Here is a 22,795-nt window from a genome sequence, read left to right as displayed (position 1 = left end):
CAAGCACAAATAGTAGCATTTATTTAGCAGGCTAGTTATTGCCTGATGTGAACGACTCGCCGAGTGGCTAAGGCTAGCCTCGCGCGCGGCAAGTAAAGTAACCCCGTTTCATGTTGGCAACGAATTCTAGGCGTTTGAAGATGGCCATATCACCGTTGATCTAATAGGTTTGTTGGCGTCTATCTGTTATAGCTAAAAGTGAGTGAGCACATCAGCAGGGGCAGTTAACGTGGCGTTTTCGTCCAATGATAGTACAGACCCACTGGCGGATATCTTGCCGGTGACGGCCCGCCTGTTTGATAACAGCGACACAGCGGTTTCCCTGTTCGATGATCAGGATCGGCTGCTTTATGGCAACGACCAATATTATAGCCTTATCTGCCATACCCGGGGTTCGCACCCAACTTGGCCGGAAATCGTGCGCGACAACTATGCCAAGGGGCAAGGGCTGATTGTTGAGACGGATGATATTGAGTTGTGGATTCGCACAGCGCTAGCAAAGCGGCGCACGCAAAATTACCGCCAGTTTGAAGTTGACGCATGGGATGGCCGCTGGCTGTTGATGACAGAAACACTGGTTCCGGGTGGGGGGCTGCTAGATATCGGTGTGGACATCACCCAGGCAAAGAACATTACAACGGCTTTAAAGCAGGAATACCAGAATGCACTGGTCAAAGCGGAAACTGATCTGCTGACGGATATGGGCAATCGCCGCGCCTTAGAGCGTTTGCGCAAGATTCTGGCAAGTAAGGGGCGTCATTTTCAGGTGACTGCTTTGATGATCGATATTGACCAGTTTAAATCCTACAACGATACGCTAGGGCATTTGCAGGGTGACTTATGCTTACAGCAGGTGGCCCGGGTAATACGAAGCAGCCTTAGATTGGGCGAGGCCTACCCGATAAGGCTGGGTGGTGACGAATTTCTGGTTCTGATGCTGGATGCATCACTGTCATTAGCTCAGCAGGTGGCCCAGAGAATTAGACGCAGTTTACGTATAAGTGCCATCCCGCACCCTATGACAGACTCTGGGCTTGTTACCTTGAGCATGGGCCTTGCAAGCCGAGAGATCGTAGATTCGGAAAGCCTTTCATCGCTGCTCAAGGACGCCGACGATGCGCTTTATCAAGCTAAGCGTAGCGGGCGTGACCGCATCAACGGCCCTCAAGTAGAAGCTAATTAACACTTATCAATAAGCGGACAGGCTGAAGGCAGGCAAAAAGAACTTGTGACGCCAGGAACCTATATGTCACCTAGCACCAACCAAACAAAAACAGCCACTCGGTTTATTAACTAAGTGACTGTTTTTAATGAAAATTTGGTCGGAATAGCAGGATTCGAACCTACGACCTCTGCCTCCCGAAGGCAGCGCTCTACCAAGCTGAGCTATATTCCGAATAGGTTGCTGAGGCTTAAGTGTTCGCTCTCAACAACGGAGGTGGATAATACTTAGCCAGAGGTATTTTTTCAAGTCCTCGGTGTCGTCAGACCGCAATTTTTATGCTTGGCGATCAACCGCTAAGCGGGCTAGCTGGGCCATGCTGTCGCGGTAGGCGCTGGGCGGTAGGGCATCCAACTGCTGCAGGGCTTTATCGGCCATCTCTTCGGCGCGCTGGCGGGTGTAATCGAGTGCACCGGTGGCGTGAACAATTTCCAGTACGGCGTCGAGTTGCTCAAGCCCGCCATCGCGAATTACCTGGCGAATCAACTTGGCCTGCTCCGGCGTGCCTTGCTCCATAGCGTAGATCAGCGGGAGCGTGGGTTTGCCTTCGGCCAGGTCGTCGCCGACGTTTTTGCCCATGGCATCGGCGTCGCCCTGGTAATCCAACAGGTCGTCAATCAGCTGGAAGGCGAGACCCAAGTAGCGGCCGTAATACTGGAGCGCCTGCTCCTGTTCTGGTGTTGCTTCCGCCAACACGGCACCACTGTGGGAGGCCGCTTCGAATAATTTGGCGGTTTTACCCAAAATGGTCTCGAAGTAGTCCTCTTCGGAGATGCTGGGGTTGCCGATGTTGGTCAACTGCAGCACTTCCCCTTCCGCGATGATGCAGGTGGCGCCGGAGAGAATCGCCATAATGCGCATGGAGCCGACATCGACCATCATCTGAAACGAGCGGGCATAAAGGAAGTCACCGACCAGTACCGAAGGCGCATTGCCCCAAGCGTCGTTGGCGGTTTTCTTACCCCGGCGCATATGCGACTCATCCACCACATCATCGTGGAGCAGGGTTGAGGTGTGCATAAACTCAATCAACGTGGCCAGCGGGATATGCTTGTCGCCGGTGTAATTGAGGGAACGGGCGGCGAGTAGCGCCAATAAAGGGCGCAAACGCTTGCCTCCGCTTTCAGTGATGTACTGGCCGATGGTTTCGACCAGCGGTACTTTGGAGTTAAGCTGTTCGACAATCGTCCGGTTGACGGCTGCGAAATCATCGGCCACCACGGCGTGCAGCGGTGAAGGCGTTGGGCTGACGGGCTGGGCTGAGGAGACGTTAGCGGTCATGGGATTCGTTCATCGCGGCAGATGGAGGCGGTTAGTGTCGCCCGTAATTGTGGCCACGTAGTAATTGTGGTCACGTAGTTGTGGTCATAGGTTGGGGCCATGCTATGGGGCTGCCTGTTGGGCGTCAAGATACGCACAGCGGTTACGGTATCGCATTCGTCATCATTGGCAATTGACATTTATCGATAGTCTTGTGATAAGAGGAGATAGTCGTTATAATCCGCGACCCACTCATCATGCTCCCTGTCAGATGGCTCCAAAAGGGGCGCCACTCGCAGCAGGTCGATAAGAGCGATTCCCGATGAGCGCTGTTTAACGGTTGAATAAACGGCACTAACGACAGTCCGGAGAGCGACATGTACGCAGTTATCAAAAGCGGTGGTAAGCAGTACCGCGTTCAAGAAGGTCAAACCCTCAAGCTTGAAAAAATCGAAGTCGCTACCGGCGAAACGATTGAGTTTGACGAAGTGCTGATGGTCGCAGACGGCGATGACTTCAACATCGGTGCGCCGATGCTCAGTGGTGCTAAAGTCTCTGCCGAAGTGGTTTCCCACGGACGTGGCGATAAAGTCACCATCATCAAGTTCCGTCGTCGTAAGCACAGCATGAAGCGTCAGGGCCACCGCCAGTGGTTCACTGAAGTCAAAATTACCGGAATTTCTGCGTAAGCGGTCAATTCCCTTAGGAGGATTTTGCAATGGCACATAAAAAGGCAGCCGGCTCCACGCGTAACGGTCGCGATTCCGAGTCCAAACGCTTAGGTGTGAAACTCTTCGGTGGCCAAGCGGCGACTGCGGGTAACATCATCGTGCGTCAGCGCGGTACGCGTTTCCACGCGGGCACAGGCGTAGGCCTTGGTCGTGACCACACGCTGTTCGCACTGAGCGACGGTTTCGTGAAGTTTGAGACCAAAGGTCCGAAAAACCGCAAGTTCGTAAGCATCGTTTCTGCCTAAACGGCTAGTGCTATGCTCGCGGTTGCGAGAAAAAAAGGCCCCGCTATGGCGGGGCTTTTTTGTCGGTTAAATCTCTTTTCCAATACGTGTTACCACGATGTTTTTATCACCATGCCTTTATCAGTATGCTGGTGGCAATAAAGGGTTGGGAACAGGTTTGGGAAAACAGTAGTGCATATTAGGGCGGCGGAAGCGGCCGGGAGAATCCAATGCAGTTCGTCGATGAAGCCTCGATTATTGTTGAGGCGGGCAAAGGCGGCAATGGCTGTCTGAGCTTTCGCCGCGAAAAATATGTGCCCAGGGGCGGCCCTGATGGGGGTGATGGCGGTCACGGTGGTAGCGTTTACCTGATTGGTGACGATGCACTTAACACCCTGATCGATTTCAAATTCCAGCGCTTCTATAAAGCTCAGAATGGCCAGGGTGGCATGGGCCGTCAAATGAGCGGTAAGGCCGGTGAAGACCTGCACGTCAAAGTGCCGGTGGGCACCACGGTGATCGATGAAGACACCCTGGAAGTCATCGCCGATGTGACCGAAATTGGTCAGGTAGTGCTGGTGGGCGAAGGCGGACGTCGTGGCTTGGGTAATATCCACTTTAAGTCGTCGACCAATCGTGCGCCGCGCCGTACCACCACTGGCACCGACGGCGATCGCCGCAACCTGCGTTTGGAAATGAAGGTGATGGCCGATGTTGGCCTGCTGGGCATGCCCAACGCAGGTAAGTCGACGCTGATTCGCTCGGTGTCAGCCGCCAAGCCTAAAGTCGCTAACTACCCGTTCACCACATTAGTGCCTAACCTAGGCGTGGTAAAACTGGGGATGCACGAGCACTTCGTCATGGCCGATGTACCCGGCTTGATCGAAGGAGCCTCTGACGGCGCTGGCTTAGGGCTGCGCTTTTTGAAGCACCTGACCCGTACGCGGCTGCTGTTTCACGTGGTCGACGTCGCGCCGTTTGATGAGTCTGACCCGGTTGAAGCGGCCAAGGCGATTGTCCACGAACTGGGACAGTTCTCGCCGGCACTTTCCGAGCGCCCGCGCTGGCTGGTGCTGAACAAGTTTGACCTGCTGCCGGAAGATGAGCGTGAAGAGCGCGCTCAGAAGATTATTCAGGCGCTGAACTGGGAAGGCCCGGTGTTCCGAATTTCGGCGATTAGCAGCGACGGCACCGATAAGCTGGTACAGGCGGCCTACCGCTGGTTGACCGAGCAGCGTCGCCTTGAGAACGAAGATGAAGAAGCGCTGGCCCGCGAGGATGAGATGCGCCGCCGCATGGAAGAGGAGTCGGTTGCGCGTACTGAAGATCGTTTGGGACGTCGGCGTAAGCGTGACGATGAAGATGACGAAGACTTTGACGATGATGATTACGATGTTGAAGTCGAATATGCCCCTTAGTGGTATTGAACGGGTGCATTCGGTAGTAAGCTTAAGGTAATAAGCTAAAAAGGGGCTGCGTTCGCGCGGCCCCTTTTGTAAGTGTCTGATTGAGGTGGGTCGCATGGGAAGTAACGAGCAAATCCTGGGGCGCAGCGCGCTCAGCCGTGCGCGGCGGGTTGTGGTGAAGATTGGCAGTGCGCTGCTGACGAATGATGGCCGCGGCCTGGACGAACCCGCCATTGGCGGCTGGGTAGATCAGATCGCCGCCTTGCACCAGCAGGGGATTGAGGTGGTGCTGGTCTCTTCCGGCGCTGTGGCGGCGGGCATGGTACGGCTTGGCTGGCAGGTGCGCCCCAGTGCCGTGCATGAGCTCCAGGCAGCGGCGGCGGTGGGACAAAATGGCCTAACCCAATGCTACGAACAGCACTTTGCTCGTCACGGAATGTTGACGGCGCAGATTCTGCTTACCCATGACGACCTTTCCAACCGCAAGCGCTACCTGAATGCGCTCTCTGCGCTACGCACCCTGGTAGAAATGCGCGTGGTGCCGGTGATCAATGAAAACGACACCGTGGTCACCGATGAGATTCGCTTTGGCGATAACGATACCCTCGGCGCGCTGGTCGCCAATCTACTGGAAGCGGACGCGCTGCTGCTGCTGACCGACCAGGAAGGCCTGTTTGACGCCGATCCACGCCACAATCCCAATGCCCAGATGATTGCCGAAGGGCGCGCCGACGACCCGCGCTTAGCCGCCGTCGCAGGTAGCGGCGGGGCACTGGGGCGCGGTGGTATGAGCACCAAAGTACGCGCGGCGCAATTAGCGGCGCGCTCCGGCGCGGTGACGGTCATCGCCAGCGGCCGCCAGCCTGATGTTATCAACCGGATCATGGCGGGCGAAGCGCTGGGCACGCTGCTGCGGCCTGACCAAGTCCCCATGGCGGCGCGCAAGCGCTGGCTGGCGGGGCAACTGCAGGTACGTGGCACGCTGGTGCTGGATGCCGGAGCGGTCAAGGTGCTGCGCGATAAAGGCTCTAGCCTGTTAGCAGTCGGTGTGCGCGATGTGCAGGGCAGCTTTAAGCGCGGCGACATGGTGGTCTGCGTGGATGAGCAGGGCGCGTCTGTGGCTAAAGGCTTGGTCAATTACGGCGTGGAGGAAGCGCGTCTGCTGGCGGGCCAGCCCAGCCACCAGATTGAAGCGATCCTCGGCTACGTGGAAGCCCATGAGCTGATTCACCGCGATAACCTGGTGGTTATTTAACGCCTAGCGCGGGGCGGTAGGGGTACTTGCCGCGGCCAGTCATCGGGTACCAAAAATAGCCGCTCATAGCGCGGATCATCGTGCTCACTCTCTGAATAACAGAACATAACCTGCTGCGGTGAACGCCACGTTGTCACTCTATCGATAATGCTGGGCAGTACCTCCGCCGCAGGGCGAAAAGCGCTGCGCGGCGGTGGTGCCAGCCAATGGGGTTTTTCCAGCCATACCATCTTTGGCATGGCGGGAAGGCTGGCGGCCATCTCAGGCCAATCGCGCAAATAGCACCAAGTCCCACGGCGGTGATCAGCCGTTGCACCCTCCGGGGCTGGCATCTCAGCGTGCCAGGGGTAATACAACACGCCAGGTATTGCCAGCCGATGGGTTAACTGTTCGCTTAAACTGACGCTTGATACACCCAGATCTCGTGGCGTTAACCAATGGGCGAGCGTTTCCAGCGCGGGCAGTGTGTTGGAGAGTGGCAGTTGATGACGCTGTAGATGCGTGCACTTGAGCGCCAGGCTATCCAGTCCGCCGGGGCCAATCCAGCGGCTTTGGCTGTTGGGCGCGCCAGGCCCTTCAGGTAACCCCAGGTAGAACTTGATCGCCACTTCCAAATGCACCGGCGCCGGGTTATCGCGGGTGCGATAGAGCATATCCAGCTCGCCCAGGGTATTGCGCTTTCGCGTGATGCGTACGTTGCTGGCGAGCAGCCGTGTATTGGGTGCGTGGTCTAACAGCGTGTGCCACAGGCGTTCGTGATAATGGCCCATGCGCGTCGCGCGGCTGCCGTTTAAAGCGGCTAATGGCTGTAACTGGCGCAGCCAGGGCAGCAGGGTATGCTCCAAGCCTAGTTCTTGCAGTGTAGGGCGCCCAGCGCAGGGGATGGGGGGCGGCAGCTCCACCAGGTCAGGCGTGGCGACCAGCCAGGCTAGGTCTCTCAGTGCTGACACAGTCTTGAGTGCTGACACCGTGTTGCCGAGTGCGCCATCCTCCAGCACGCCATGAAGGCTTTTATTCAGCACGGATGTCTCCTCAGCACCTTGGTAAGGTCGGCACTATAAAATTAGCGACATGATTGGGCAGCCTACCATAAACGCAGCGGGCTCCCCGTAGGGAGCCCGCAAAGCGATTAGCTGAAAATATTAATCGCGGTCAATTTGGGTAACATCGGAAGAGCCCTGACGCACGCTGATTTCTAGTTCGCGGCCATTTTCGCCACGGCCTTCGATATCGATGATGCCGCTTTTACCAATATCGAGAGATTCAAATTCGACCATACCTTCCTGGCTGGCCACGTCTAACGCTTGGCGGATATCATCTTCGCTCATGCCCCAAGCACCGGTAATCTGGCGCTCACGTTGCTCTTGTAGGGTTTCGCCGTTGTCTAGAGAGAAGTCCACGTCGGCGTACCACTCATCGTCCAGCCAGCCTTCTACTTCTACGCGGCTACGGCTTTCGATACTAATTTCTTCGTAGTGGCTGAAACCGTAGTCATTGGCGTGGGTCAAGACGTCATCGATGCGATCCATCGGCAGCGAATCGGCCTGGGCAGTGCTTGCAGCCGCGGCAAGCAGCAGAGCAGAGGTCGGGATCAGCAGCATTTTTTTCATGGAGTTCATATCAAATTCCTTCTTTGCGTATTTAAACGTGAATGTCTGTACAACAGTGGATAACGGCATTCAGCGAATGCGACAGGGAATTTATATCACCGCGATACTTTCCTTAAGCTGACAAAACTGTTCATCTAACGTTCATGTTGCCTTTGGCATCCTAGCACCATGAGTAAACTCCTGCGTCACCTTGTAATGCCGTTGCGCAGCGTCCCACGGCGCGTTAGACGCAACGTCACTGGTTTAGCCTTAGTGCTATTGCTAGTAGGTAGCGCGGTGGGCGACCAGCCCTGGGAATCATTGCACGGAGAGGTTCGCCGTGGCGAGGTTGTGCCTCTTGACTCTATTCTGGATTGGCTGGAAGCGCACTACATAGGTGAAGTACTGGAGGTTGAAGTGGAGCGTGAAGGGGGTTATGTCGAGTACGAAATTAAGCTGCTTGGCCCGCAAGGGCAAGTCGTCGAGTTTGAATTTGATGGCCATAACGGCCAGTTGATGTCGATAGAAGGTGTACGTATCAACGATATGCGCCGCTAGCCTGTTGCTATCATTTGCCATACAAAAGAAGAAAGGTAGTTAGCCAATGAAGTGTTTGTTGGTAGAAGATGACCAGGCGCTGGCTCGTGAGCTAAGTCAGTCCCTGCGCGATGGAGACTGGCTGGTGGAGCATGCAGCGACAGGCCAGGACGCCGATTTCCTAGTCCGCACGGAAGCCTACGACACGCTGATTTTGGATGTCGGGCTACCCGATGGCGATGGCACCCGCTGGTTGGCAGCATGGCGGGAAGATGGTATCGACCTGCCGGTGCTGATCCTTACCGCCCGGGAGCGCTGGGCCGATAAAGCCGCAGGATTTACCGCCGGTGCGGATGACTACGTCACCAAGCCGTTCGAATCGGCGGAAGTCCTCTTTCGCCTGCGCGCACTTGTGCGACGAAGCCATGGCCATGCCCACCCGGTGCTGAAAATGGGCGAGCTGAGTTTGGATACCCACACCCAGCACGTTTCGCTTGCCGGTCGCCCGGTGGGATTAACCGCCCAGGAGACCCGTCTGCTGGGTTATTTGATGCACGCCGCACCGCGGGTTGTCAGCCGTACCGAGCTTTCAGAGCACGTTTACGACCGCGACCACGAGCCAGACTCCAACGTGATCGACGTTCAGGTTAGCCGTCTGCGCCGCAAATTGGGCAGCTGGCGGATTGCTACCCTGCGTGGCCAGGGCTATCGGCTATTAGCTGAAGAGCCTGCTAGCGAATGAGTCAAGACACCACCGCATGGAAAGACCGCTGGGCAAAACGCTCTATCAGCGTACGGCTACTGCTGGCCGTATTGGTGATGGTCGGGCTGGCGTTGCCCATCGCGGGTATGCTGCTGTCTCATCATTACCGGACCTCCGCCACTCAGGCCTTTGACGAGCGCCTGGGAGCCACCCTCAACGTCATTATCGCGGGCGTTACCTATGACCCCATTGAACAGCAGCTCGTCCACGACCGGGCGCTGGGTGACCCACGTTTTGAGAATGTCTATTCCGGCTGGTACTGGCAAATTACCGATGGCGAGGAAAACACCCTGGCTTCGCGTTCGCTGTGGGATCAGCGCTTACCGGTCATCGACAATGATACCCTTAGCGCCCGCTTGATACCGGGCCCCCGGGACCAGTCGCTGCGTGTGGTAGAGCGCGATATCTATCTGGCGCCGTTAGAGGCGCCGCTGCATATTAGCGTGGCCGCTCGGGACGGTGTGTTAGCCCGCGATATTGGCGAATTTCAACGCCTGCTATGGGGCGGTTTAGTAGGCTTGGGCGCGCTGTTGCTCGGCGTATTGGCGCTGCAAGTACGCTGGGGGCTAGCGCCGCTTCGGCGTATGCATGCCAATCTACACGATGTGGAGCAGGGGCGCGCCGAACAGCTGGATACCCGCTTGCCTGACGAGCTAGCGACGCTAGCGGCCTCTATGAACGCGGTGCTGGCCCGCGACCAGCGCTTGATCGAGCGCGGCCGCCATACCGCTGGTAACCTGGCCCATGCGCTGAAAACCCCGCTGAGTGTGATGCGCCTGCAGCTACGCCAATTACCGGAAGAGAGCCGTGCCGCCTGGGAAGTTGAGCTGGCACGCGTGGATAGCGCGGTACGTCACCATCTGGCGCGGGCATCGGCAGCGGGCGAGGGCGTACGTTTTGCGCCGATTGATTTGCACGCCACTCTAGCGCCGCTGCTCAACGGGCTAGCCAGGCTTGCCCAGCGGCGCGGCATTGCGCTGCGCCAAACCTGGCCGCGGGACGTTAAGGTGCATATGGATGAGCAGGATATCCAAGAGCTGGTGGGTAACCTAATGGATAACGCGCTGCGCTGGGCGCACAGCGATGTGCAGCTACAGGTCGCGATTGACGAGCAGACATTAACCTTGACCGTTAGCGACAATGGCCCTGGTATGTCGGAAGCCGAGTGCCAGCAGGCGGTACAGCGCGGTAAACGATTAGACGAACAGCGCTCGGGCAGCGGCCTGGGGCTGGCGATTGTGACTGACCTGGTTGCCCTGTATAGCGGCCAAATGCAGCTGAGTCGCGCCAGTTCTGGCGGATTGAAAGTGGTGGTGAAACTAACCGTCGTCGCGCGTAATCGCCGCGCATAAATAATGGAGACCGCACCGAATGAATCGCACAGATACGCTGCCCGATATAGTCGCCGGCCCCCTGTTAAGACGCATTAGCACTAACCGGCTGGTACTTTGGCTGGTCGCCACCCGGCCGCTGAACATGGCCTTGGTGCTGCACCCTGGGCACCCCGATAGCCAGTCAATCGGTCTGGCGCACCATCAGCAGTGTATCGCTATCGGTGAACGCGCGTTTATCTACCTGATTGATTGTGAGCTTGAGTCAGCACTGCCCTGCGACGAGCGCATCGAATACGACCTGCAGGTAGAAACCTCGCAGGGCGAGTGGCGCTCGCTGCCCGAGTGGGCGCCGTGGCTGTGCTATGACGGTGCCGCTTACCCTGCTTTTGTGATTGCCTCGCGGCACCACCGCCTGATGCACGGCTCCTGCCGCAAGCCCCATCACGACAGTGCCGATGGCTTGGTGCGCGCCGATAGTTGGCTTGCCGAACAGCAGTCAGCGCCCACCGAATGGCCCGCTTGGCTCTTGATGACCGGTGATCAGGTGTACGCCGACGATGTGGCCGGGCCGATGCTACGCGCCGTGCATGCGCTGATTGAACGGCTAGGGCTGGTGGATGAGTGGCTGGAAGGGGCGACGGTCGATGATAGCCAGGCGCTTTATCAGTCGCCTGATAGCTACTACCAGCGTGCGCAGTTGCTGCCCGATGTGACCAGCAACGCGGCGCTGCGGGAGCGCTTTTTTGGCGGTGTCAAAAAGCCGGTGTTTACCTCGGCGAATGCCCATAACCATTTGATGACGCTTGCCGAAATGCTCGCCATGTACTGCCTGGTGTGGTCGCCGACGCCCTGGCAAGTGATTGCGCCAACGGCGCCTGCCTTAGGTGACAAAGATGCCGAGCTGTATCGCCAGGAGCAGGCGGTGATGGATGACTTTGTTGCGGGTTTGCCCCAGTGCGCGCGGCTGATGGCGCACTTGCCCAGTCTGATGATCTTTGACGACCACGATGTTACCGACGACTGGAACCTGACCGCCGATTGGGAACGCGCCGCCTATGGTCATCCGTTCTCTAAACGCATTATCGGTAATGCCCTGGTGGCCTATCTGCTCTGCCAAGGCTGGGGTAACGACCCGGATAAAATGAACCCGTTAGTCCATCACGCCTCCACCCTGCTGGGCGATGGCGACCAGCCGCTAGTATGTGCCGAGCAGGATGGGCTGATTGAGCGGCTGCTGCGTTTTCAGGGCTGGGAGTTTCAGGTGCCGGGCACCCCCGCCCTGATTGTGCTCGATACCCGCACCCGCCGCTGGCGCAGCGAGCGCAGCCCGCATCGGCCTTCGGGCTTGATGGACTGGGAGGCGCTAATGGAAATGCAGCAAGCGCTAATGGGGGCCAAGAGCGCGGTGATTGTCTCTCCCGCGCCGATGTTTGGCGTCAAGTTGATAGAGGGCATTCAAAAGCTGTTTACCCTCGCCGGAAAGCCGCTGGTGGTGGATGCTGAAAACTGGATGGCCCACCGTGGGGCAGCCAATACGCTGCTACAGATTTGGCAGCACTCCAAAACCCCCGGCAACTACGTGATTTTATCGGGCGACGTGCACTACTCGTTTGTCTACGACATTTTGGTACGTCGGCGAAAAAGCGCCCCTCACCTGTGGCAGATTACCTCTAGCGGCATCAAGAATACGTTCCCTAAGCAGCTACTCAATACCTTTGACCGCCTCAACCGCTGGCTCTACGCCCCTTGGTCACCGCTCAATGCATTTACCAAGCGCCGTAAACTAAGCGTTCACCCCCGCGACCCTGACCGCGCCAGCGCCGGCGAACGGCTGTGGAACGCCAGCGGTATTGGCTTAGTGACCCTTGACGAGAAAGGCCGCCCTATCGATATCCGTCAGCTGGACGCCAACGGTAGCGAAGTTGTCTTTCCTGCCCCAGAGAAGATCCTCTCATGACCTCCGTTTAGCGCCAACTGCTTGATGCCCTTAATGATTGTCATGATAGCGTCACAAAAATGACGCACGCTTGCAGCTTATCAACAACCTCCAGGGAAGGTGACACATCATCGACACCACCGCTGGTTATGAGGGTGGCAGAAGAGGGCCGCAGGCAAATGACCGCACAAGAAGCGCAGTGGCTGAAAAAAATCATTGCACAAGAAGAGTTGCACGTGCTCTTTCAACCCATTGTGGATGCCAGCCAGCAGGCGATTTATGGTTATGAGGCACTGATACGTGGGCCTAAAACCTCGCCGCTGCACTCCCCGTTACGTTTGTTTGAGGTGGCTACCCAGGCAGGGAAGTTAGTCGAGTTAGATTTACTTTGTCGGCGCCTCGCCATACAGCGCTTTGCACAGCTCGATCTGCCCGGTCTGCTGTTTCTGAACGTGATGCCGCTGACGATTGTCGAGCGCGATTTTCGCGAAGGCTTAACGCTGGGCTTTATTCGTGACAGTGGTTTGCCCCCAGAGCGGGTGGTGATTGAACTCACCGAACACGTGCCCATCCATGACTACGAGCTAATGCGCCAGGCGGTGGATCACTACCGTACCATGGGCTTCCAGGTGGCGCTGGATGACCTCGGTGCAGGTCACTCAAGCCTGCGCCACTGGTCGGAGCTGCGCCCGGATTTCGTTAAGCTCGACCGCCACTTTATCTCTGGCATCGACCAGGATCCTGCCAAGCGAGAATTCCTGCGTTCGATTCTCGACGTGGCCCGTAGTCTGGATTGCCAAGTGATCGCCGAAGGCGTGGAGACCGCCGCTGAGCATTTGTGCCTGTGGGAACTCGACCGCGGCCTCGCACTGCTGCAAGGCTTCTACTTCGCCCGACCCAGCCAGCAGCCGCCGTTACAGATCAATATGCTGCTGCCCGCAACCCGCCAATTAAAAAGCCCAGCAGGCCGCACTGCGCGCTCGATTTTGCGAGCTATTGACGCCATAACGACGGATTGCGCGGTGCCCGATATCTCTGAACGGTTTCGCCAGCACCCCAGTTTGCGCTGTGTGGCCGTGCTGGAAAATCGTAAGCCCGTGGCAGTGGTGCGTCGCAATGCGTTTTTAACCCTGTTTACCAACCCCTACAGCCACTCTTTGTATGCCAAGCGCCGCGTGCTGGACGTTGCTGACACCCGTATGCTGGTGGCGGAAGCGGATACGCCACTGGAAATTTTGAGCCAGCAGCTGACCGATAGCCGAGATATCGAGCAGGAAGATTTTGTCATTGTTAACGCTGACGGTGACTATCTGGGGATGGGCAATATCGTTGATCTTTTGCGCGAAATTACCGCGATTCAGGTGCGCCAAGCCCGCCACGCCAATCCGCTGACTGGCCTACCGGGCAATATTCTGATTAATGAAACCCTGGTCACCTATTTGGCTGCCGAGGAGGGGTTTGCCGCGGCCTATGTTGATTTGGATAACTTTAAAGCCTTTAACGACGCCTATGGCTACGCACGAGGTGACCACATCATTATTTCGCTATCACGGCTGCTGCAAGCGCAGGTAGAAAACGCCGGGGGATTTATCGGCCATATTGGCGGCGACGATTTTATGATGCTGCTGCCGCTTGAGCACTGGGAAAGTGTTTGCCAGCAAATTCTGCACTCATTCGAAGTGATGGCACCCGGTTTCTATGAAGAAGCTGACCGCCTTCAGGGCGGGATTCAGGTCGAAAACCGCCAAAATAGGCTGACGTTTTTCCCTTTTGTCAGTGTCTCGATTGCGGTGAAACCCGTTCTTGATACGACCAACTCTCAATCGCTGGACATCGCAGGCGAACTTTCCGAGCTGAAGCACCAGGCCAAAAAAATCCCTGGCAACAGTCTGTTTGTGGAACGTCGTGGTCGCTGCTCGGATCCCAAGGGCAAGGCGACGAGCACTGTCACTGAGCGTTCATAAAAAAGTCACCCAGTAGACATATAAGTGCCCCATCTTTGTCATTTTAAGCCGTCAGGATGTTGGCATCTTCTAACAACGCTACAGGTGATCCATGCAGACATTATCTCTCTCCCGCACGTTAATCAGCGCCGCTGTTGCCAGCGCCTTTGCCTTGGCTGCGGTGAACGCCTCTGCGGATCTCTCATCGCGCTATGTGGATAACGATGGCGACATGGTCGCCGATGTCCCCAGCGACGAGTCTCAGTGGGTAGATCCGGATACCTTGGTGTTTGCCTATACGCCGGTTGAAGATCCTGCGGTTTACGCGGATGTCTGGTCTGACTTTCTAGATCACTTGAGCGAAGCCACTGGCAAAAAAGTCCAGTTCTTCCCGGTGCAGTCCAACGCTGCCCAGCAGGAAGCGCTGCGCGCTGGCCGTCTGCACGTCGCTGGCTTTAATACCGGCGGCGTACCGGTGGCGGTTAACTGCGGTGGCTTCCGCCCGTTTGCGATGATGGCCGCCGAAGATGGCAGCTTTGGCTATGAGATGGAAATCATTACCTATCCAGGTAGCGGCATTGAGGCTGTTGAAGACCTGGAAGGTCGCCAGTTAGCGTTTACCTCCGAGACCTCCAACTCCGGTTTCCGCGCTCCCTCTGCACTGCTGCGCTCTGAGTACGGCATGGAAGCAGGTGAAGATTTTGAGACCGCGTTTTCGGGCTCTCACGACAACTCCATTCTCGGCGTGGTTAACGAAGACTACGAAGCCGCTGCAATCGCTAACTCCGTAGGCAAGCGTATGATTTCCCGCGGTGTGGTTAACGAAGGTGATTACGACATTATCTACACCTCACAAACCTTCCCTACCACCGCGTACGGGCTGGCCAATAACCTGAACCCTGAACTTGCCGAGAAAATTCAAGACGCCTTCTTCAGCTATGACTGGGAAGGCACTGCCCTCGAGTCAGAATTCGCCAACTCCGGCGAAGCACAGTTTATTCCGATTACCTATCAGGAAAACTGGGCCGTTATTCGCACCATTGCCGACGCCAACGGCGTGACCTACGACTGCGATTAATCAGTCGACTCTGCAATCTGCAATTATTCGGCCAGGAGGGCTCACCTTCTGGCCGTTTCGCTATACATAAGAGGTAGAACGATGTTGACACTAAGTGGCGTAGGCAAGCGCTACCCAACTGGGGATCGAGCGCTTAACGATATTGAACTCACCCTGCCCAAAGGCCAGGTGATGGCGCTGATAGGGCCTTCTGGCGCGGGTAAAAGCACGCTGATTCGCTGCGTGAACCGGTTGGTTGAACCTACTCAGGGCAGCATCCGTCTGGAAGACACCGAGCTGACCAAACTGTCGGGCCATAAACTGCGCCACGCTCGCCGTTCCATGGGCATGATTTTTCAAGAGTATGCGTTAGTAGACCGCCTTACCGTGATGGAAAACGTGCTCTCCGGCCAGCTTGGGTATGTGGGCTTTTGGCGCAGCTTTCTGCGCCGCTACCCTCAGGAGGCCGTGGTCGAAGCCTTCCGTCTGCTAGAGCGGGTAGGGCTGACCCATGCCATCGACAAGCGCGCCGATGCCCTCTCCGGTGGCCAGCGCCAGCGGGTCGGTATTGCCAGGGCGCTACTGCAAAGCCCCAAGCTGCTGCTGGTTGACGAGCCAACCGCCAGCCTTGACCCGAAAACCTCTCGCCAAATCATGCGCCTGATTCGTGAGCTATGCGCAGAGCGAGAACTGGCGGCGATTATCAATATTCACGACGTCGCGCTGGCTCAGCAGTTTGCCGACCGTATTGTCGGCCTGCGGGCGGGTGAAATTGTTTTTGACGGCCTTCCCAGCGAGCTCGACAGCGAGATGCTTACCACGATCTATGGCGAAGAGGAGTGGGACACCACGCCGGAGCCCATGGACGATGAAGCGGCAGATGATGCACCGGTTGATCCGCCTTATGCACGGGTGATGTCGTCAATCGAAGCAGGAGCAGTACGATGAACGAACAGGCGCGCCAGCAGGCGGCCCAGCGCGGTGAGTGGCGTCGGCTTCCGTTGATCGAAAGTCCACGCTTGCGCTGGGGGCTCGCCATCGGCGCGGTGGTTTATCTCATCCTGGCGCTTGCCTCGGTAGAGGTGAACTGGGCGCGGGTCGCCGAAGGGGCGGCGCGGGCGGTTAATTTTTTAGGCGCCTTTATGCAGCCTGATTTTATTAGCCGCTACGACGATATTGTCGCGGGCTTGTTGGAAAGTTTGACCATGACGCTCACCTCCACGGTGTTGGGCGTACTGCTGGCGATACCCGTGGGCTTAGGCGCGGCACGCAATATTTCCCCGCTGCCGATCTACTTTGTGTGTCGCGCGATTATTGCCGTTTCGCGCACTTTCCAGGAGATCATCATCGCGATTCTGTTTGTGGTGATGTTCGGCTTTGGGCCCTTTGCAGGCATGATTACCCTGGCCTTCGCGACGATTGGCTTTATGGCCAAGCTGCTGGCGGAAGATATCGAAGACTTGGATTGGCGTCAGGTGGAAGCGGTGCGTGCCACGGGCGCCAGCTGGTGGCAGACCATGAATCACGCCGTGCAGCCCCAGGTGATGCCGCGCTTGATCGGGCTCTCCATGTACCGCCTGGATATCAACTTCCGTGAGTCCTCGGTAATCGGCATTGTCGGCGCGGGCGGGATTGGCGCCACGCTGAATACGTCGCTGAGCCGCTATGAGTACGACACCTCCGCGGCGATTCTGTTGATCATCATCGCCATCGTGCTGCTGTGTGAATATAGCTCTAGCCACGTTCGCCGCTGGACCCAGTAACGCTGACCCTGAAATTCTGGAGAACTGTTATGCCCGTATCTACTACATCCCAGGGTCAGCCAGTTTGGCGGCGGCGCACTACCCGCGCTCAATGGTTGCAGTACTTGGCTTGGCTGGCGGGTGTCAGCCTATTTCTGCTCTGCTGGAAGATGATTTCCGACAACACTATGTGGGTGTTTGTGGAAGATGCCGGCCGCCAGGGGGCAGACTTAATCAGTCGAATGACGCCGCCAGAGTGGGGCTACGCCAATGTGCTTTGGAAGCCCATGTGGGACACCATCAATATTGCCACCTTGGGCACCGCATTAGGCATTATCATGGCGTTTCCGGTGGCATTTTTGGCGGCCCGGAATACCACGCCGCATCCGCTGGTGCGCAGCGCCGCGCTGATGGTTATTGTCTCGTCGCGCTCCATTAACTCGTTGATTTGGGCGATGCTGCTGGTGACCATTCTCGGTCCTGGCGTGCTGGCGGGGATTATCGCTATCGCCCTGCGCTCCATCGGCTTTGTGGGCAAGCTGCTTTACGAAGCGATTGAAGAGATTCACCCCACCCCCGTTGAGGCGATTAGCGCGACCGGCGCGAGCCGCATGCAGGTGATGAACTACGGCGTGTTACCGCAAGTCATGCCCGCCTTTGCCGGCATTAGCGTCTACCGCTGGGACATTAATATCCGCGAATCCACGGTGTTGGGCTTGGTGGGGGCCGGTGGTATTGGCCTGCAGTTGAATGCCTCGATCAATAGCCTCGCCTGGGATCAGGTCAGCGTTATTTTTATTATGATTTTTGCCACCGTGCTAGTGTCGGAGTGGGTGTCTGCACGGGTGCGCCACGCGATTATTTAACGGAACTATTTAACTGAGTTAGCCGCCCAGGAGGCGAGTATGCGTTTTCCCGAAGCGGAGATCACAACGATTGATTTATTGCGTCATGGCGAGCCGGTAGGTGGCCGTATGCTGCGTGGCTCCACCGACCATCCGCTGAGTGAAACCGGCTGGCAGCAGGTCACCGATGCCGTGATGCGCCATACCGTAGAGGGGCATTTACCCTACGATGCGATTGTGACTTCGCCATTAACGCGCTGCCGCGAATTTGCCCTGTGGCTGGGCGAAGAGTTTGATCTGCCCGTTCAGGTCGAAGAGGATTTCGCCGAGCTTCACCTGGGCCAGTGGGAGGGCAAAACCCACGCCCAGGTATTTGCCGAAGAGGGCACCGAGCGAATGAGTGCCTTTTGGTACGACCCTGCCACGGTGTCTCCCCCCCGGTGGTGAAAGCCTACAAGCCTTTGACGCGCGCCTGGCCGAGGCCTGGCAGCAACTGTTAAAAAATCCACCGGGCAAGCATGTGCTGGTAGTGGCGCATCTATTTGTCTGCAATGGCCTGCTGCGCCGGGTGATTGAACAGCCGCTTTCGCGGGTACTGGCAATGGATCTACCCTACGCGGCGATGAGCCGGGTGCGCCATGAGCGTCATGCGCTGGGTGAAACCAGCTTTGTCGAGTGGATCGGCCGCTAGCCCCGTCTCTATCCGGTGCATAATAAGGGGGTGGTAACCCACCGCTTATCGCTCTATCTCGCGTAGCTTGTTGGCCGTTATATTTGTGTAGCGGCTTAACTTATTACCTCGTCAGCCGATAAGGTACTTTGCAGCGCAAAGTACCTTAGCCGTCATAGAGTGTTATTATACCTAGCAATGATACTGTCCGCATAATAGCGGCTTTGTTTACTTAATAATGGTTCTCTATAACAACGCACCGATATAGCGATGGCCCTATAGCGATGGCTTTATAACAATGGCTCTATAAAAACGATGAGGAGAGCAAAGACGTATGTATGAATCCTTGAAGGTATCGAAGGAACAGTCTTTGTCTCAACAGCACTCCCAGCCAACACCTTCACTGCCCCGTTCGAACGCGATGCCAACAGCATCTGTCGGCCAAACAGTGTCTCCCGCTGAATCAGTATTTTGCTACGCCAATGAAGCGATCATTATTACCGATGGGGAAAATCGGGTGGTGGAGGTGAACCCCGCTTTTTGTGAGTTAACGGGGTTTACCCAGGGTGATGTACAGGGCAAAACACCGGAAGCGTTCAGCATTTTACCGCTGGATGATAGCCGCACCACGCGATTGATGCGTGAAGAACTGCAGTTGCGTGACCGTAGTAAAAGCCAGGTGAGCTACCGTAGCCACGATGGCCAGTTTTATCCGGGCATGATGTCGATTAATCGCGTCCGCAACGAACACGGCGAGGTTGACCACCATGTCATTGTGCTGGCTGACCTTTCGGCTATACCGGCTCATGCCCGCCACCTGAACCGAGAAGTCTATTTTGATGCCCTAACCGGGCTACCCAATCTGCAACTGCTGACGCAATTGATTCAAGAGTCCATGCAGCATGCCGATGCAAAGCAGCTACCCTTGGCGGTGTGCTCGCTGGATATCGATTTCTTCAAAAATATTAATGACCGCCTGGGTTCCACCGTGGGCGATGCGCTGCTGTCTTCTTTTGCGCAGCGGATAAGCCATCTGCTGTTTGGCGATGATGTGCTGGCGCGGGTGGGGGGCGACGAGTTTGTGCTGTTACTCCACCATGGCGTCGACGACGATTTTTTTGAGAAGTTGTTATTCTCCATTCGCCAACCGCTGATGATCGACGGGCAGAGCATTCACCTGACGGCAAGCCTGGGGGTGACGGTCTACCCGAATGATCACGTTCAGGGCGATCTGCTATTACGCCATGCCAATCAGGCGATGTACCGCGCTAAGCAGCGCGGCCGTGATACCTTTCACTTGTTTGATCCTGACCATGACCGCTTGCTGCAGGTGCGCCATGAGCAGCGGCAGCGTTTTATTGATGCCCTCAATAACAACGAGCTCTGCCTCTATTATCAACCTCAGGTCGATATGCGTAGTGGTAACGTGGTCGGCTTGGAGGCGCTAATTCGCTGGCAGCACCCTGAAGAGGGACTACTTGCGCCAGGGCAGTTTTTACCCATTATCGATACCACGCCGTTAGAAGTGGATCTAGGCGAGTGGGTTATTGAGCAGGCGTTGCGCCAGTTGACTAAATGGCAGGCTCAAGGCATTGCGCTGCCGATCAATGTGAATATAAGCCCCACGCATTTGCTCGTGGGTAATTTCAGTCAACGTTTAGGCGAGCTATTGGCACGTCACCCCGATGTGCCGCCCGCCATGCTCAAGCTCGAAGTGCTGGAGAGTGCCGCGATGCACGACATCCAGGCCGCACTGCAAAATATGTCGCGCTGCCAGTCACTGGGTGTGAGTTTTGCTATTGATGATTTCGGTACCGGGTTTTCGTCGTTGACCCACCTGCGGCAGCTACCGGTCAGCTTGATCAAAATTGACCAGAGCTTTGTCCGCGATATGCTTAGCGATCAGGACGATATGGCGATTGTAGAGAGCGTTATTTACATGGCGAATCGCTTTAAGCGACCCATGTTGGCGGAAGGTGTAGAAACCTTAGCGCATGCCAAAGCCTTGATGGCCTTGGGCTGCGACTTAGCCCAAGGCTATGGTATCGCTCGGCCAATGCCCGCCGAGGCGCTACCTGCCTGGTTAGCGAATTGGCCTAAGCGTGAAGAGTGGAACGCTCTCGCAGTATCGGACAACTAAGCGGCTAGCTCACCAGCGGCTGATTCATCAGCGGAGGGAGTAGTAGTGGATATCGCAGTGGATGGTGTCGCCGCGGCGCCGTCGCTGCGGGCTTGCTCCATTTCACTACGTTGCATGGACGCTTCGAGTTTGGCTTCCAATAGATACTGACGTGCCTGGGCGGCCACTTGGTAATCTTTTGGCGACGGATCCGCAGGCGCCATGGCCGCGGCGATCACCGTCTGCATTTTTTCGATAGTCGCTTGGGGGTCATTGGGCACCGGGCCGTAATCTATCGGCACTTCGCCTGCGACCGCGTAGCGCTTGCCATCGGGGCCGACTTCGTACTCATAGCTGGCGCCGCCGGTATAGGCGCCGCCCACTGTTTGGTGGGCCATCTCGTGCTGGCGAACTTCGCGATCCGTCTGTTTAAGCTGATCTAGTAGCTGAATCTCTTCCGGCGCCATGGGCGTTCCGTCAGCCCGTTTGGGGCCAGCGGCGTCGCTGCTGCTCTCTTCGCTATTGCTTGTCGCATTGGGATCGTCGCTAGATGCCGTATCTTCTTCAAGAGCACGATCCTTTGCGGCTTGTTCAACGCGAGGTGATGTAGCGTTTGCTGCTGGATACGCCCAGGCAGTGAGGGAAACGTTGCTAACGGAAGAAACGGCCATAGGTCATTACCGACTAAGTACGAGTTGGGATACCATGAAGTATTAGCGAGCAATGCCGAGAGTGCAAGTTTGCACGATGCCGATCTTATGCCGACCCTATGCAAACCATTGATGTAGTCATTAATCTTAACTACGACGAGTGCCTAGCCCATTACGAAGGGCGTATTGCCAACGTACGTACCCGTAGCGTGGATGGCCGCTGGGTGATCTTTCCCGCCGAGGCGATTCGCCGAGTGGTGGGGCGTGATGGCGTTCGCGGTATTTATCGATTAAGTTTTTCTGAGCAGGGCCGATTTATTAGCATTGATCCCTTAACCGGACGTTGAATTGCCTATGCACCGCCTTGGAACACCGATCACCTTACATGACCTCATTTATTCCATTATTCCCAATTTAAACAGCGCTGAAAAGTTAGTTTTCGCTACGCTAGAAAGCTTGATCGAAGCCGCTTCGAACCCGTTGGATATCCTTAAACGCACCGATCAGCGTCAGGCGTTTGGGCTGGAGATTCATCGTATACGGATGAACCTTGAGCACCTGCTGGGCCGTTACCGGGCCGAGGTAGATGCCGTGCTACGCAGCGAAGGCGAGTATACTGGCCCGGTAGTAGAACCCGACCCCCAAGAGGCCGATGCCATTCATAGCGCGGTGGAAATCTATATCCACGTATGCGCTTTCCAACGGGGTGAGCGCCCCCAACCTATTCCTGGGCGTGAGCCCTCGCCGCGTTATCGGCTATAGCGCAACATTCACAGCATGGCATCAACATTGCTTGTATAATGTGACCATTCGACTTTCAGGGTTACCCCCTTGAAAGAAAACAGCCTGCCTACCCGGCGCTGGCTGTGGACACATTAGGAGATATACCATGTCTGCCTCACCTGTCACATTGATGGTGGCTCGTCGCGTTGAGCACGGCCGCTACGCTGATTTTAATCGTTGGCTGAACGAAGGGCGCGAGCTGGCGGCCGATTTTACTGGCTACCTCGGCTCCGGCGTATTGGCGCCACCGGCTGACGACGATGAATACCAGATTATCTTCCGCTTTAGCAGCAGTGAAACCCTAGCCGCCTGGGAGCATTCCGCCTCACGCCATGCGTGGTTGGCGCGCGGAAAGGGCTTGTATGAAGCGCCCCATGAGCACCGGGCCACGGGCCTGGATGCATGGTTTCAAACCGGCAGCAATGCGCCGCCGCGCTGGAAACAGGCCGTGGCCGTATGGCTGGCTTTTTTTCCTATCTCACTGATTTTTCAGCTGGTATTCGGTGGCGTACTGGCCGAGTGGGCGCTGCTGCCGCGGGTAGTGGTAAGCACGCTGATGTTGACCCCGGTGATGGTGTGTGTGTTTATTCCGCTCTCTATGCGTTTACTGGCGCCCTGGTTACAAGGTAAATGGTCACCGTTGGATTGGCTGGCGCGTTGGCGCCACGCGCAGCGGTCTTAATGCTCCGGTCTTAATGCACTGTCTTTAATACACAGTTCTTAATAACC

At 56.6% G+C, this 22,795-nt stretch carries 22 protein-coding genes, 1 tRNA gene and 1 pseudogene; 19 read left to right on the top strand and 5 right to left on the bottom strand.

The annotated features are described in order from the left end of the window. The first annotated feature begins 229 nt into the window (after positions 1–229). Positions 230–1,183, top strand: coding sequence for a sensor domain-containing diguanylate cyclase (locus tag ACT3UM_RS02725; RefSeq protein WP_498895919.1), 954 nt, complete (start codon positions 230–232; stop codon positions 1,181–1,183). Between the two features lie 136 nt (positions 1,184–1,319). Here ACT3UM_RS02725 and ACT3UM_RS02720 read toward each other — a convergent pair. Both ACT3UM_RS02720 and ispB read right to left on the bottom strand, forming a co-directional pair. Continuing rightward, positions 1,320–1,396, bottom strand: a tRNA-Pro gene (locus ACT3UM_RS02720). 102 nt (positions 1,397–1,498) lie between these two features. Further along, positions 1,499–2,503 (bottom strand): octaprenyl diphosphate synthase, encoded by a 1,005-nt coding sequence (gene ispB, locus ACT3UM_RS02715; protein WP_498895918.1) that lies wholly within the window; start codon positions 2,501–2,503, stop codon positions 1,499–1,501. Between the two features lie 356 nt (positions 2,504–2,859). Here ispB and rplU point away from each other — a divergent pair, with 356 nt between their 5' ends. The 4 genes from rplU (at position 2,860) to proB (ending at position 6,098) form a co-directional block, all read left to right on the top strand. Continuing rightward, positions 2,860–3,171, top strand: a complete 312-nt coding sequence (rplU, locus tag ACT3UM_RS02710; RefSeq protein WP_035562544.1) for a 50S ribosomal protein L21 — start codon at positions 2,860–2,862, stop codon at positions 3,169–3,171. A 29-nt stretch (positions 3,172–3,200) separates the two neighbouring features. Next, positions 3,201–3,458 (top strand): 50S ribosomal protein L27, encoded by a 258-nt coding sequence (gene rpmA / locus ACT3UM_RS02705; protein ID WP_008957069.1) that lies wholly within the window; start codon positions 3,201–3,203, stop codon positions 3,456–3,458. Positions 3,459–3,667: 209 nt separating this feature from the next. Further along, positions 3,668–4,855 (top strand): Obg family GTPase CgtA, encoded by a 1,188-nt coding sequence (cgtA, locus tag ACT3UM_RS02700; protein WP_498895917.1) that lies wholly within the window; start codon positions 3,668–3,670, stop codon positions 4,853–4,855. Positions 4,856–4,958: 103 nt separating this feature from the next. Further along, positions 4,959–6,098 (top strand): glutamate 5-kinase, encoded by a 1,140-nt coding sequence (proB, locus tag ACT3UM_RS02695; protein ID WP_498895915.1) that lies wholly within the window; start codon positions 4,959–4,961, stop codon positions 6,096–6,098. Here the strand turns inward: proB and ACT3UM_RS02690 are convergent. After that, a complete protein-coding gene (locus ACT3UM_RS02690; protein WP_498895914.1) occupies positions 6,095–7,120 on the bottom strand; it encodes a DUF1853 family protein in 1,026 nt (341 codons plus the stop codon). The genes proB and ACT3UM_RS02690 overlap by 4 nt on opposite strands. Positions 7,121–7,240: 120 nt before the next feature. Next, complete coding sequence (locus tag ACT3UM_RS02685; protein ID WP_498895913.1) at positions 7,241–7,717, bottom strand: PepSY domain-containing protein; 477 nt, start codon at positions 7,715–7,717, stop codon at positions 7,241–7,243. 159 nt (positions 7,718–7,876) lie between these two features. Between ACT3UM_RS02685 and ACT3UM_RS02680 the strand changes: the two genes are divergently transcribed. The 11 genes and pseudogenes from ACT3UM_RS02680 (at position 7,877) to ACT3UM_RS02630 (ending at position 20,654) form a co-directional block, all read left to right on the top strand. Next, positions 7,877–8,245 (top strand): PepSY domain-containing protein, encoded by a 369-nt coding sequence (locus ACT3UM_RS02680; protein ID WP_498895911.1) that lies wholly within the window; start codon positions 7,877–7,879, stop codon positions 8,243–8,245. A 46-nt stretch (positions 8,246–8,291) separates the two neighbouring features. Beyond that, on the top strand, positions 8,292–8,966 hold the full coding sequence (locus tag ACT3UM_RS02675; RefSeq protein ID WP_498895909.1) for a response regulator transcription factor: 675 nt from the start codon (positions 8,292–8,294) through the stop codon (positions 8,964–8,966). After that, a complete protein-coding gene (locus tag ACT3UM_RS02670; RefSeq protein ID WP_498895907.1) occupies positions 8,963–10,339 on the top strand; it encodes a sensor histidine kinase in 1,377 nt (458 codons plus the stop codon). Before ACT3UM_RS02675 ends, ACT3UM_RS02670 begins: the two co-directional genes overlap by 4 nt. Before the next feature lie 19 nt (positions 10,340–10,358). Next, the gene (locus tag ACT3UM_RS02665; protein ID WP_498895905.1) at positions 10,359–12,278 is read left to right on the top strand and encodes an alkaline phosphatase D family protein; all 1,920 of its coding nucleotides are present in this window, start codon (positions 10,359–10,361) and stop codon (positions 12,276–12,278) included. A gap of 158 nt (positions 12,279–12,436) precedes the next feature. Beyond that, complete coding sequence (locus tag ACT3UM_RS02660) at positions 12,437–14,221, top strand: EAL domain-containing protein (RefSeq protein ID WP_498895903.1); 1,785 nt, start codon at positions 12,437–12,439, stop codon at positions 14,219–14,221. Positions 14,222–14,312: 91 nt separating this feature from the next. Then, complete coding sequence (gene phnD / locus ACT3UM_RS02655; RefSeq protein ID WP_498895902.1) at positions 14,313–15,278, top strand: phosphate/phosphite/phosphonate ABC transporter substrate-binding protein; 966 nt, start codon at positions 14,313–14,315, stop codon at positions 15,276–15,278. Positions 15,279–15,359: 81 nt separating this feature from the next. Beyond that, entirely contained in the window at positions 15,360–16,205 is an 846-nt protein-coding gene (phnC, locus tag ACT3UM_RS02650) for a phosphonate ABC transporter ATP-binding protein (protein WP_498895901.1), read from the top strand. Then, positions 16,202–17,020 carry a phosphonate ABC transporter, permease protein PhnE gene (phnE, locus tag ACT3UM_RS02645; RefSeq protein ID WP_498895900.1) on the top strand — a complete coding sequence of 273 codons (819 nt, stop codon included), beginning with the start codon at positions 16,202–16,204 and terminating at the stop codon, positions 17,018–17,020. The genes phnC and phnE (ACT3UM_RS02645) overlap by 4 nt, the downstream gene beginning before the upstream one ends. A 29-nt stretch (positions 17,021–17,049) precedes the next feature. Beyond that, a complete protein-coding gene (gene phnE, locus ACT3UM_RS02640) occupies positions 17,050–17,865 on the top strand; it encodes a phosphonate ABC transporter, permease protein PhnE (protein WP_498895899.1) in 816 nt (271 codons plus the stop codon). Between the two features lie 39 nt (positions 17,866–17,904). Then, positions 17,905–18,535, top strand: a pseudogene (locus ACT3UM_RS02635) (histidine phosphatase family protein). A 313-nt stretch (positions 18,536–18,848) separates the two neighbouring features. Next, positions 18,849–20,654, top strand: coding sequence for a putative bifunctional diguanylate cyclase/phosphodiesterase (locus ACT3UM_RS02630; RefSeq protein WP_498895897.1), 1,806 nt, complete (start codon positions 18,849–18,851; stop codon positions 20,652–20,654). On the opposite strand, the gene ACT3UM_RS02625 is transcribed toward ACT3UM_RS02630, so the two are convergent. Beyond that, positions 20,651–21,304, bottom strand: a complete 654-nt coding sequence (locus tag ACT3UM_RS02625) for a putative metalloprotease CJM1_0395 family protein (protein ID WP_498895896.1) — start codon at positions 21,302–21,304, stop codon at positions 20,651–20,653. The genes ACT3UM_RS02630 and ACT3UM_RS02625 overlap by 4 nt on opposite strands. Before the next feature lie 98 nt (positions 21,305–21,402). Between ACT3UM_RS02625 and ACT3UM_RS02620 the strand changes: the two genes are divergently transcribed. From ACT3UM_RS02620 to ACT3UM_RS02610, 3 genes are all read left to right on the top strand, one after another. Further along, complete coding sequence (locus tag ACT3UM_RS02620; protein WP_022520746.1) at positions 21,403–21,630, top strand: DUF2835 family protein; 228 nt, start codon at positions 21,403–21,405, stop codon at positions 21,628–21,630. A 7-nt stretch (positions 21,631–21,637) separates the two neighbouring features. Then, on the top strand, positions 21,638–22,045 hold the full coding sequence (locus ACT3UM_RS02615) for a hypothetical protein (protein WP_498895894.1): 408 nt from the start codon (positions 21,638–21,640) through the stop codon (positions 22,043–22,045). 127 nt (positions 22,046–22,172) lie between these two features. Further along, positions 22,173–22,748, top strand: a complete 576-nt coding sequence (locus ACT3UM_RS02610) for an antibiotic biosynthesis monooxygenase (RefSeq protein ID WP_498895892.1) — start codon at positions 22,173–22,175, stop codon at positions 22,746–22,748. Positions 22,749–22,795 lie beyond the last annotated feature (47 nt).

This window comes from Halomonas sp. AOP13-D3-9 (assembly GCF_052379125.1).
Taxonomy (GTDB): Bacteria; Pseudomonadota; Gammaproteobacteria; order Pseudomonadales; family Halomonadaceae; genus Vreelandella.
Note: the sequence above shows the minus strand (reverse complement) of the source record. Positions and strands in the feature narration are given on the sequence as shown.

What these genes read in the sequence shown, in the direction of transcription:
- cgtA (WP_498895917.1), top strand. Translation starts at nt 3,668, where the DNA reads ATGCAGTTCGTCGATGAAGCCTCGATTATTGTTGAGGCGGGCAAAGGC.
- phnD (WP_498895902.1), top strand. Translation starts at nt 14,313, where the DNA reads ATGCAGACATTATCTCTCTCCCGCACGTTAATCAGCGCCGCTGTTGCC.
- ACT3UM_RS02685 (WP_498895913.1), bottom strand. Translation starts at nt 7,717, where the DNA reads ATGAACTCCATGAAAAAAATGCTGCTGATCCCGACCTCTGCTCTGCTG.
- ACT3UM_RS02620 (WP_022520746.1), top strand. Translation starts at nt 21,403, where the DNA reads ATGCAAACCATTGATGTAGTCATTAATCTTAACTACGACGAGTGCCTA.
- ACT3UM_RS02630 (WP_498895897.1), top strand. Translation starts at nt 18,849, where the DNA reads ATGTATGAATCCTTGAAGGTATCGAAGGAACAGTCTTTGTCTCAACAG.
- ACT3UM_RS02675 (WP_498895909.1), top strand. Translation starts at nt 8,292, where the DNA reads ATGAAGTGTTTGTTGGTAGAAGATGACCAGGCGCTGGCTCGTGAGCTA.
- ACT3UM_RS02670 (WP_498895907.1), top strand. Translation starts at nt 8,963, where the DNA reads ATGAGTCAAGACACCACCGCATGGAAAGACCGCTGGGCAAAACGCTCT.
- ispB (WP_498895918.1), bottom strand. Translation starts at nt 2,503, where the DNA reads ATGACCGCTAACGTCTCCTCAGCCCAGCCCGTCAGCCCAACGCCTTCA.
- ACT3UM_RS02660 (WP_498895903.1), top strand. Translation starts at nt 12,437, where the DNA reads ATGACCGCACAAGAAGCGCAGTGGCTGAAAAAAATCATTGCACAAGAA.
- rplU (WP_035562544.1), top strand. Translation starts at nt 2,860, where the DNA reads ATGTACGCAGTTATCAAAAGCGGTGGTAAGCAGTACCGCGTTCAAGAA.
- phnE (WP_498895900.1), top strand. Translation starts at nt 16,202, where the DNA reads ATGAACGAACAGGCGCGCCAGCAGGCGGCCCAGCGCGGTGAGTGGCGT.
- phnC (WP_498895901.1), top strand. Translation starts at nt 15,360, where the DNA reads ATGTTGACACTAAGTGGCGTAGGCAAGCGCTACCCAACTGGGGATCGA.
- ACT3UM_RS02610 (WP_498895892.1), top strand. Translation starts at nt 22,173, where the DNA reads ATGTCTGCCTCACCTGTCACATTGATGGTGGCTCGTCGCGTTGAGCAC.
- rpmA (WP_008957069.1), top strand. Translation starts at nt 3,201, where the DNA reads ATGGCACATAAAAAGGCAGCCGGCTCCACGCGTAACGGTCGCGATTCC.
- ACT3UM_RS02680 (WP_498895911.1), top strand. Translation starts at nt 7,877, where the DNA reads ATGAGTAAACTCCTGCGTCACCTTGTAATGCCGTTGCGCAGCGTCCCA.
- ACT3UM_RS02665 (WP_498895905.1), top strand. Translation starts at nt 10,359, where the DNA reads ATGAATCGCACAGATACGCTGCCCGATATAGTCGCCGGCCCCCTGTTA.
- ACT3UM_RS02615 (WP_498895894.1), top strand. Translation starts at nt 21,638, where the DNA reads ATGCACCGCCTTGGAACACCGATCACCTTACATGACCTCATTTATTCC.
- ACT3UM_RS02625 (WP_498895896.1), bottom strand. Translation starts at nt 21,304, where the DNA reads ATGGCCGTTTCTTCCGTTAGCAACGTTTCCCTCACTGCCTGGGCGTAT.
- proB (WP_498895915.1), top strand. Translation starts at nt 4,959, where the DNA reads ATGGGAAGTAACGAGCAAATCCTGGGGCGCAGCGCGCTCAGCCGTGCG.
- phnE (WP_498895899.1), top strand. Translation starts at nt 17,050, where the DNA reads ATGCCCGTATCTACTACATCCCAGGGTCAGCCAGTTTGGCGGCGGCGC.